Genomic DNA, 9679 nt, shown 5'->3' with positions numbered 1-9679 from the left:
GTGCGGTGGCCAGACGGAGATCCGTGAAGTACTCGGACGCGTCCGTGTTTCGGGTGGGCGATGTCAGGCGGCCCCGGAGGGATTTCTGGAAGCGGAGGATGTCGGCGGTCGGTTGTGGCCGGTCAGCCACAGCGGCGGTACGTTGATCGAGTCTGCCGGCGCAGGCGAAAGACCTCCTCGTCGGCGTCTGAGCGTCGACCGTCCAGCGGCATTGCGCCGGATGCAGCGTATGGTCGTTGGCTCGTTGGACCAGAGGACCTTGCGTGTCGTGCGGCTGACCGCAGTCCGGGCATTCGGCTTCCAGATAGATCCGATGCTTGATGCAGACGAAGACGATGGGCAGGTGCCAGAGCTTGAGCCATGGCCCGCCGTGCAATTGCTGGGCCACAGTGCCGTCGCCCGCCAGGCAGGAGGGGCAGAAGCGGGGCGAACCGACATAGAGCCAGGCGTCTGGTCTCATCAGGCGACCCGGTCCTGGCACGGACCGGGCGATCGGCGGATAGCGGTTTCTCCACTGCGCCAGCGTCAGAGCGGAGACTTCCCTGGCTGTCTGTCCGGTGAGCTGGGCGAATGCTTCGGCCTGTGGTTTGGGAAGGTCCAGCAACAGACTGCCCGGGAAGTGGTTGGGGTTGCCTTGCCTGGTCCAGCCTGCCGTGCGGATCAGGTGCAGAGGCGAAAGGCCGAGACGGTGTCCGAGCCGAAGCAGATAGCTGACCAGGGATTCTCCCGATAGCGGTTCGAGACTCCGGGGCAGTGGATGCATCACGGCTCCATCCGTCAGGCGCCCGCGCGGGCAGCCGGGCCAGGGTCATCGAAAACTGTGTTCCGGGGTCGTTTCGCCTGCGTGGCCTTCTTGACAGCGCTCCGCGGGGCGGCCGGGATGATGGGCTCGTCCGGCGGCTGCTCGGGCTCGTCCCGCCGGAGCACGATCTCGTCCAGCAGGCTTTCGTCGATCATTTCCTTCCCCGACTCCATGGCTTCCTGGGCGCCGTCTTCGAGCAGGCGTCCCAGCAGGCCGATGACACCGCCGGTGCGACGCATCAGGTACTCCGGCATACCGCCGCCGGTGAGCATGCCCGGCGTCGCGTTCATCAGCCGCAGGTGCTTCTCGATTCCCTTCAGGTGATTGACGAAGGCCGCGATCTGTTTCGGGGTGGTGTAGCGGAACCGGTCGATCTCGATGAGCTCGAAGCGGTGTTCAGTCTGGGTGACCTCCAAACCGTGGATGCGGGTCGACTCCAGCGGTGGCATCTCCCATTGCCGGGTCTTCTTGTTCCACTTGGCCTCACGCAGCAGCCCGATGCCGGAGATGTTTACGCCGGTCAGGATCAGAGTGACGTCCAGGCTCATAAAGGCCCGCATCAGGTCGAGGACGTCTTGGTCGTCGGCTCTGTGCATCCGCAGCCGGCTGATGTCGTCCAGAATCAGAGCTTTGACCCCGTGGTCATAAAGGGAGTCGGCGACCTGCCGTACCAGTTCCGGCAGCGTGGCCGACTTTCGGGTCGGGGCCCGGAAGAAGCCTAAGATTGATGTGCAAAGGCTTTTCGGGGTTGCTGTCACAGGGGTCGAGACATAGACGACCGGTGCGTGGAGATCACGGGTGCCCGGCAGAGCCTGGGGGTTGAGGTGGCTGTGGAGTTCCAGCCACTGCTTTTCGAAGACGGCTCCGGCTGAGCAGACAGACGCGGTCTTGCCGTAGTTGCCCCAGCCGCTGATCATGACGCCGGCGCGGGTCGGGTCGTTCTTCTTCCTCGTGTTGCCGCTCAACCGGCGCCGGATCAGCTTGCCGACCTTGTCGTGCATGGGGGTGTCCTGCAGCGGGAGGTTCGCGTTCGTCAGCTCCCTGTAGAGGTCGTAGTCGTACTGGCGGCTCTCAGGGAGGATCGACCACTGCTGCGGGGAGATCGCCGGAGCGGGGACGAGTAGGTCGTAGTGGGTGCGGTAGTGCTGCCAGCCGGCGTAGGTGTCGAGGGGCGGGCGGCTGCCCAGGATCAGCTCGGCGATCCTGGCTCGTGAAGGCAGACCGTCCAGCGGATCATCGTGAGAGAGGGCTCGGGTCACGTGTCGTCCTCCTGGACAGGTGTATCGGCTTCCGAGTCGTCGGGGGGCGGAAGCCGGAACATGGGACGCCGGTTCAGGGCCTCGTGCAGCGTTGCCGGGGCCACGGGCTTGACGTCGGCGAGGGCTTCTTCGCGTCGTCGACGGCGGTCGGCGTCGACCGCGTGGTCGATCGTGAGGGCGTGCTCGGCCCAGGCCGCGGGCATCTCAGCCGGAGCTGGCGCATCCGCGATGGCGGGTGCGACGGGGCGGTCAGCGGCCGCAGCCTGTGCGCGGGTGATCTCGCGGGCTTGGGCGACGCGCTGCTTCTTTCCGGCCTTCCTCTTGGCCTGGCTGGGCCATTGGTCGACTGGGGTGACCGAGCCGAGGATCCCGAGCAGATGTTCCAGGAGCTCGCTGTCGGAATGGATCCTGATCTTGTTCGCCCTCACGCGTGCCAGCAGGGCGTCGGCAGTCTTGTCCGAGAACGCAGGGATCTCACCTTCGGGCGGCAGTCCTCTCCAGCGCAGAATGTGCCAGGTCTCGTGGTCGGCAGGGTCCTGGAAGTACACCTGCCGGCGGTCCCTCCGGTCACTGCGGACAACCCACTTGCCCGCGTGTTTGCCGCCCCGGGCGGAGGGCTGCTGGAAGCGCGGCTCGTCGAAGACCGGGTGGTGATACCAGAGCCCGAGGATCTTCACCCCGCGACGAGGATGGATCTTCACGTGGTGTTTGCGCAGGACCTTGTAGTAGAAGCTCGGTTCGGGGAAGTCCAGGTCGAAGCCGCCCTGTTCCATCGCGGCAGCGAACAGGGTGTTGGGGCTGTGGTCTTCACCCGGCGCCCAACTCGGGGCGTATTCGCCTAGTTTACGGTTCTGCCAGATCTGGACGATCCAGGTCGCGATGATGTGCTCGGCTTGCGCGAGCGTGAGGCTCGCATCGCGTTCCGGGTCGGCCCCGCGGTCCGCGACGTCACCGCCGGTGAATCCCAGCAGGTGCTCGAAGAGCATGGTCTGGATGGTGAGGAACTGGCGCTCGACCGCGAACTTGTCGGTCTGCCGCAGGACGCGAGCAGGCAGGATCCGGCAGCCGATCTCAGTTTCGGCTTCCACCAGGTCGTGATTCTTGTAGGGGCCGCCGTGGTCGGTGGTGACCGTCTCCGGGGCGAAGAACGGCAGAGCGGCGACACGGTGACCGGTGAACTCGGCGATCACCTCGGCCGGCACCCCTGCGTAGGGCCATTCCATGTCCTCGCCCCAGCCGTCCCGCATCGGAAGCGGCAGCATCACGTCCCGCAGCAGCATCGCGATGTCGACCGAGGTGTCGGACTGGGGCGTAAGCCGGAAGGCCGGCAGCCCGTGCGTGTAGAGATCGAGTGCGAGCGTCAGCGTCGCGGTGATCGCGTCGCCGAACACGGTCTCGCGCAGCTTCACCGGCATCGGGGTCGAGTCCAGCACCAGAACCTGGCCCGGCCGGTGGACCACCATCCGGCCGGAGACCCCGGCCTCCGCGGCCGCCTCCGCCGTCCGCCCGTAACGCGGCCGGGCTCCGCCGGGCCCGAACCACTCGTTCCAGACGGCCGCGAGCGTCCAGCGGGAAGGGATCTTCTCAGTGGGAAATGTCGGGAACCGCTCACGCATGTACTGGTGCATCAACCGGTGCTTGGCACCCTGGCTCAGGCGGGCGCGTGGGCCGCACTCGGCCTTTACTGCGAAGATCGCCTCCCGGATCTCCTTCGTGATGGTGCGGTGCCCGCTGCGTCGCCGCGTCCAGCGCCCGTCCGCGCAGGCCAGCAGGAGACTGTCGCCCACCAATCCCGACAGACGTACCAGCGTCCGGTAGCTGAGGTGCTGCAGACCGCACCGGACCGCCTCCGGACGGGGCATCGCCTCCATCTCCGCAGCCTTCGCGTACCGACGCTGAGTCAACGTCGTGCGGTCCGGGTCGTAGGCCGGCCGGGGCTCACCCGGCAGGGCCCGAGCCGGGTGGCCCTCCCGGAACCCCGTCTCGGCCTCCAGCACGTGCGCCGCCCGCAGCCGGGCCCGCTCTAACTGGTCCTTGGTCAAGTCGGCCAGTGTCCTCGGCTGCCGGGCGACCGGCGGTGGGCGCCCTGACTCGACTGCCGGAAGAAGCCGCAGGTCAGCATGGTTAATGAGCCAACGGAACGAGCGAGTCTCCGCGCGGCCGTCGTCATCCACGAGGACGAGCCGGCCGAGTTGGCCGTGCACGTCGTCAACCGTCCACTCGACGCCATTGAGCGCGACCCGCCTACCCGGCGCGATCTGCAAGAACCCCCTCGCTGCCATCACACCGCCCAGATCAGTGAGCTGTGGCGCAAGGGACTGCCCAGGTCAACGCCGAACTCGCGGTGCCAGAGCAGCCGGACGATGTTCGCCCGGCCAACGGAAGGCACGCTGGTCGCCTCCGCCAGGTCGGAGAACGTCATCGCCTGCCCCTGCTGCCCGCTGATAGCGGTGAGCAGCTGCTCGCGCATGCCGAGAAAGTCCCTCGCCGGCCGCCGGCGCGAGGACAGGTGGTCAAGGACGCTCCAGACATGCGGTCGCCATCCCGCGACCACCGAGTACCGCCAGCCGCAGGCAGCCGCCACTTCCCTGGCCGCCGCGAACTTCAGCGCGTCCTCTTCCTTGATCAGCTCCATCGGGCGGACGTCCAGCAACCACATCCCACCGCCGATCACGGCCAGGAAATCCGGGATGTGCCAGGCACGCCCGCCCGCATGCTCGAAGTCCAGCCGGAACGGCTGCGACAGCACTTCCGATGCCCTCAAGAAGTCCAGCGCGACCAGCAGGCTCACTTCCATCAGCGACTCGAAGCCATGCTTCCCGCCCGCTGACGCCATTGCCTCCAGGCCGGGGCGGTGCCGCTGCTTCGCCCGCCACGTGAACCCTCGCATCGGCCGGGATGACATCACCGGTACGTGAGCCATGTCCCGGACCGGCCAGCAGACCTCCTCGGCGCCCACCTGCCACGTCGAACTCCACCGACGCGGCCAGTCGTCCCCGAGCCGCAGCCGATCCCGCAGTCCGGCGTCCCCGTCGTAGGCCGTGACAAGGTGGTCCAGCTGACTCGAATCCGACGGGATCTTCGCTCTCGCTGCCTCGCCCACTCATCCAGGGAAGCACCACTCGACCGGCGAGGGGGGCGTTTCGCCGGTACTGCCCGCAACACAGCGTGACGGGACCAAGATTTGCCAACCAGTGTTCTCCATGTGCCAACTAAAACTCTCCGTCGCACGCCCTGGGCGCGGCACTGCGACGGCTCGTTGCATAAAAGTGCATCGGACCGTATAGTCATGCCATCTGGAGGAGGATGGACATGGCGGTACGTGCGGCGGTGGCCGGAGCGAGCGGGTACGCGGGCGGAGAGGTCCTGCGGCTGCTCCTCGCGCACCCCGAGGTCGAGATCGGCACCCTGACCGGCAACTCCAACGCGGGCCAGCGCCTCGGCGCGCTCCAGCCGCACCTGCTCCCGCTGGCCGACCGGGTGCTGGCGGAGACGACCGCCGAGGCCCTCGCCGGGCACGACGTCGTCTTCCTCGCGCTCCCGCACGGGCAGTCCGCCGCCGTCGCCGAGCAGCTCGGCCCGGACGTCCTCGTCGTCGACATGGGCGCCGACTTCCGGCTGACCGACCCGGCCGACTGGGAGCGTTTCTACGGCTCCCCGCACGCCGGCACCTGGCCCTACGGCCTCCCCGAACTTCCGGGTGCCCGCGCCGCGCTGGAGGGGTCCAAGCGCATCGCGGTACCCGGTTGCTACCCCACCGCCGTCTCCCTCGCCCTGTACCCGGCCTACGCCGCCCGGATCGCCGAGCCCGAGGCGCTCGTCGTCGCCGCGTCCGGCACCTCCGGCGCGGGCAAGGCGCCCAAGCCGCACCTGCTGGGCAGCGAGGTCATGGGCTCCATGTCGCCGTACGGCGTCGGCGGCGGCCACCGGCACACCCCCGAGATGATCCAGAACCTGAGCGCGGTGGCGGGGGAGCGGGTCGCCGTCTCCTTCACGCCGACGCTCGCGCCGATGCCGCGCGGCATCCTCGCCACGTGCAGTGCCAAGGCCGTCGCCGGGGTGACGGCGGAGTCGGTGCGCGCGGTCTACGAGAAGGCCTACGCCGACGAACCCTTCGTCCACCTGCTCCCCGAGGGCCAGTGGCCCGCCACGGCGTCCGTTTACGGTTCCAACGCCGTTCAGGTGCAGGTCGCACACGACGAGGCGGTGGGCCGCATCATCGCGATCAGCGCCATCGACAACCTGACCAAGGGCACCGCCGGCGGTGCCGTCCAGAGCATGAACCTCGCCCTGGGTCTCGCCGAGACCACCGGGCTGACCACGATCGGAGTTGCGCCGTGAGCGTGACGGCAGCGAAGGGATTCACGGCCGCGGGCATCGCCGCCGGGATCAAGGAGAACGGCAACCCGGACCTGGCCCTCGTGGTCAACAACGGGCCGCGCCGTGCCGCCGCGGGCGTCTTCACCTCCAACCGCGTGAAGGCCGCGCCGGTGCTGTGGTCCGAGCAGGTGCTCAAGAGCGGCCAGGTCTCGGCCGTCGTCCTCAACTCCGGCGGCGCCAACGCCTGTACCGGCCCCAAGGGCTTCCAGGACACCCACGCCACCGCCGAGAAGGCCGCCGAGGTGCTCGGGCGCGGCGCCATCGAGGTCGCGGTCTGCTCGACCGGCCTGATCGGTGTGCTGCTGCCCATGGACAAGCTGCTGCCGGGTGTGGAGACCGCGGCCGCCGCCCTCAGCGAGCACGGCGGCGAGAAGGCCGCCATCGCCATCAAGACCACCGACACCGTGCACAAGACGTCCGTCGTCACCTGGGGGTCCCCCCGGACGGAGTCTGGGGGAGGCTGGACGGTCGGCGGCATGGCGAAGGGCGCCGGCATGCTCGCCCCCGGCCTCGCCACCATGCTGGTCGTGCTCACCACGGACGCGGTCGTCGAGAGCGAGGTCCTCGACAAGGCGCTGCGGGCCGCCACCCGGACCACCTTCGACCGCGTCGACTCCGACGGCTGCATGTCCACCAACGACACCGTGCTGCTGCTGGCCAGCGGTTCCTCCGAAGTCACCCCGGAGTACGAGGAGTTCGCCGAGGCCGTCCGTGTCGTCTGCGACGACCTCGGGCAGCAGCTGATCCGGGACGCCGAGGGCGCCAGCAAGGACATCAGGGTGGAGGTGGTCAACGCCGCCTCCGAGGACGACGCCGTCGAGGTGGGCCGCTCCATCGCCCGCAACAACCTCCTCAAGTGCGCCATCCACGGCGAGGACCCCAACTGGGGCCGCGTGCTCTCCGCGATCGGCACCACCAGGGCCGCCTTCGAGCCGGACCGGCTCAACGTCGCCATCAACGGAGTCTGGGTCTGCAAGAACGGCGGCGTGGGCGAGGACCGCGAGAAGGTCGACATGCGCTACCGCGAGGTGCACATCGTCGCCGACCTCGCCGCCGGCACCGAGACCGCCACTATCTGGACCAACGACCTGACCGCCGACTACGTCCACGAGAACAGCGCTTACTCGTCATGAGCACCACGCGCAAGCACACCGCGCTGCCCAAGGCGCAGATCCTCATCGAGGCGCTGCCCTGGCTGGTCCGTCACAACGGCAAGACCGTCGTGATCAAGTTCGGCGGCAACGCCATGATCGACGAGGACCTGAAGGCCGCCTTCGCCCAGGACGTCGTCTTCCTGCACCACGCCGGCCTCAAGCCGGTCGTCGTGCACGGCGGCGGCCCGCAGATCAGCGCCGCCCTCGACAGGCACGGCATCGTCAGCGAGTTCAAGGCCGGCCTCAGGGTCACCACCGAGGACGCCATGGACGTCGTACGGATGGTGCTCGCCGGGCAGGTCCAGCGCGAGCTGGTCAACCTGCTCAACCAGCACGGCCCGCTCGCCGTCGGACTGACCGGCGAGGACGCCCACACCATCACCGCCACCAAGCACCGGCCCGAGATCGACGGCGAACTCGTCGACATCGGGCGGGTCGGCGAGATCACCTCGATCGACACGGGCGCGATCGAGGCCCTGCTCGCCGACGGCCGGATCCCGGTCGTCTCCTCGATCGCCCGCTCCCAGGACGACAGTGACTCGGGGCATGTCTACAACGTCAATGCTGATACGGCGGCTGCGGCACTCGCTGCTGCTCTGGGCGCCGAAACCCTCATGGTCCTCACCGACGTGGAGGGCCTCTACGAGGACTGGCCGAACTCCGACGAGGTGATCAGCCGCCTCACCGCTTCCCAACTGGAGAAGCTGCTGCCGGAACTCAGCTCCGGCATGGTGCCGAAGATGGAGGGCTGCCTGCACGCCGTACGCAACGGCGTCACCACCGCCCGCGTCATCGACGGCCGGGTCCAGCACTCGATCCTGCTGGAGATCTTCACGGACGAAGGCATCGGCACGATGGTCGTGCCGGACCAGGAGGGGGAGTCGTGAGCAACCAGGAACTGACCACGCGCTGGCAGGGCGCCCTCATGAACAACTACGGCACCCCGCGGCTGCCCCTCGTCCGCGGCGAGGGCGTCAAGGTCTGGGACGCCGAGGACCGCCCCTACTACGACTTCGTCGGCGGCATCGCGACCAACGCGCTCGGCCACGCCCACCCCGCGATCGTCGAGGCCGTCGGCAAGCAGATCGCGTCCCTCGGGCACATCTCCAACTTCTTCATGGCCGAGCCCACCGTCGCCCTCGCCGAGCGGCTCGTCCAGCTCTTCGGCCGGGAGGGCAGGGTCTTCTTCTGCAACTCCGGTGCCGAGGCCAACGAGGCCGCCTTCAAGATCGGCCGGCTGACCGGGCGGACGCACATGGTCGCCACCGACGGCGGCTTCCACGGCCGGACCATGGGCGCCCTCGCACTCACCGGACAGCCCGCCAAGCAGGACCCGTTCCGGCCGCTGCCCGCCGACGTCACGCACGTGCCCTACGGCGACGCGCAGGCGCTGGCCGCGGCCGTCACCGAGGAGACCGCCCTCGTCGTCATCGAGCCGATCCAGGGCGAGAACGGCGTGGTCGTGCCCCCGGCCGGCTACCTGAAGGCGGCCCGCGCGATCACCGCCGCCACCGGCGCACTGCTCGTCCTCGACGAGGTCCAGACGGGCATCGGCCGCACCGGCACCTGGTTCGAGTACCAGGCCCACGAGGGCGTACTGCCCGATGTCGTCACCCTCGCCAAGCAGCTCGGCGGCGGTCTGCCGCTCGGCGCGACCGTGGCCTTCGGCCGCGCCGCCGAACTGCTCCAGCCCGGCCACCACGGCACCACCTTCGGCGGCAACCCGGTCGCCTGCGCCGCCGGGCTCGCCCTCCTCGACACCATCGAGAACGAGGGGTTGCTGGAGAACGTCAAGCGGCAGAGCGGCAGGTTGCGCGACGGAATCGAGGGTCTCGGCCACCGGTTGATCGATTATGTCCGGGGGACGGGTCTCCTCCTGGGTATCGTGCTCACCGAGCCGCGGGCAGCGCAGGTGCAGCAGGCGGCTCAGGAGGCCGGGTTCCTGGTGAACGCGCCCGCTCCCGACGTCGTACGGCTGATGCCGCCGCTGAACCTCCGCGACGCCGAGGCGGACGCGCTGCTGCGCGCCCTGCCCGGCATCCTCGACGCAGCGAGCGGGGACGGACGATCCGGAGAATGAGACG

The 9679-nt window shown here is 68.9% G+C and carries 8 protein-coding genes; 4 read left to right on the top strand and 4 right to left on the bottom strand.

The window, feature by feature from the left end:
- From JF597_RS27830 to JF597_RS27815, 4 genes are all read right to left on the bottom strand, one after another.
- On the bottom strand, positions 1-763 hold a 763-nt coding region (locus JF597_RS27830), incomplete at its 3' end, for a TniQ family protein (protein WP_294001564.1).
- A gap of 14 nt (positions 764-777) precedes the next feature.
- Positions 778-2061: a TniB family NTP-binding protein gene (locus JF597_RS27825; protein WP_294001562.1), complete on the bottom strand. Its 1284-nt coding sequence runs from the start codon at positions 2059-2061 to the stop codon at positions 778-780.
- The gene (locus JF597_RS27820) at positions 2058-4325 is read right to left on the bottom strand and encodes a transposase (RefSeq protein WP_366916453.1); all 2268 of its coding nucleotides are present in this window, start codon (positions 4323-4325) and stop codon (positions 2058-2060) included. Before JF597_RS27820 ends, JF597_RS27825 begins: the two co-directional genes overlap by 4 nt.
- 17 nt (positions 4326-4342) lie before the next feature.
- Positions 4343-5020: a TnsA-like heteromeric transposase endonuclease subunit gene (locus JF597_RS27815; RefSeq protein WP_294001556.1), complete on the bottom strand. Its 678-nt coding sequence runs from the start codon at positions 5018-5020 to the stop codon at positions 4343-4345.
- Between the two features lie 353 nt (positions 5021-5373).
- Here JF597_RS27815 and argC point away from each other — a divergent pair, with 353 nt between their 5' ends.
- The 4 genes from argC to JF597_RS27795 are packed head-to-tail and all read left to right on the top strand — an operon-like array spanning position 5374 to position 9675.
- Positions 5374-6402: an N-acetyl-gamma-glutamyl-phosphate reductase gene (argC, locus tag JF597_RS27810; RefSeq protein WP_294001553.1), complete on the top strand. Its 1029-nt coding sequence runs from the start codon at positions 5374-5376 to the stop codon at positions 6400-6402.
- Positions 6399-7574, top strand: coding sequence for a bifunctional glutamate N-acetyltransferase/amino-acid acetyltransferase ArgJ (gene argJ, locus JF597_RS27805; RefSeq protein WP_294001550.1), 1176 nt, complete (start codon positions 6399-6401; stop codon positions 7572-7574). Before argC ends, argJ begins: the two co-directional genes overlap by 4 nt.
- The gene (gene argB / locus JF597_RS27800) at positions 7571-8482 is read left to right on the top strand and encodes an acetylglutamate kinase (protein ID WP_294001547.1); all 912 of its coding nucleotides are present in this window, start codon (positions 7571-7573) and stop codon (positions 8480-8482) included. The genes argJ and argB overlap by 4 nt, the downstream gene beginning before the upstream one ends.
- A complete protein-coding gene (locus JF597_RS27795) occupies positions 8479-9675 on the top strand; it encodes an acetylornithine transaminase (protein WP_294001544.1) in 1197 nt (398 codons plus the stop codon). Before argB ends, JF597_RS27795 begins: the two co-directional genes overlap by 4 nt.
- The last annotated feature ends 4 nt before the right edge of the window (positions 9676-9679 follow it).

The sequence above is a fragment of the Streptomyces sp. genome, assembly GCF_019510245.1.
Lineage (GTDB): Bacteria > Actinomycetota > Actinomycetes > Streptomycetales > Streptomycetaceae > Streptomyces.
This window is presented reverse-complemented; position numbering and strand designations above follow the sequence as displayed.

Bases quoted from the DNA above. Each gene is read 5' to 3' on its own strand.
- argC (WP_294001553.1), top strand. From the start codon at position 5,374: ATGGCGGTACGTGCGGCGGTGGCCGGAGCGAGCGGGTACGCGGGCGGA.
- argB (WP_294001547.1), top strand. From the start codon at position 7,571: ATGAGCACCACGCGCAAGCACACCGCGCTGCCCAAGGCGCAGATCCTC.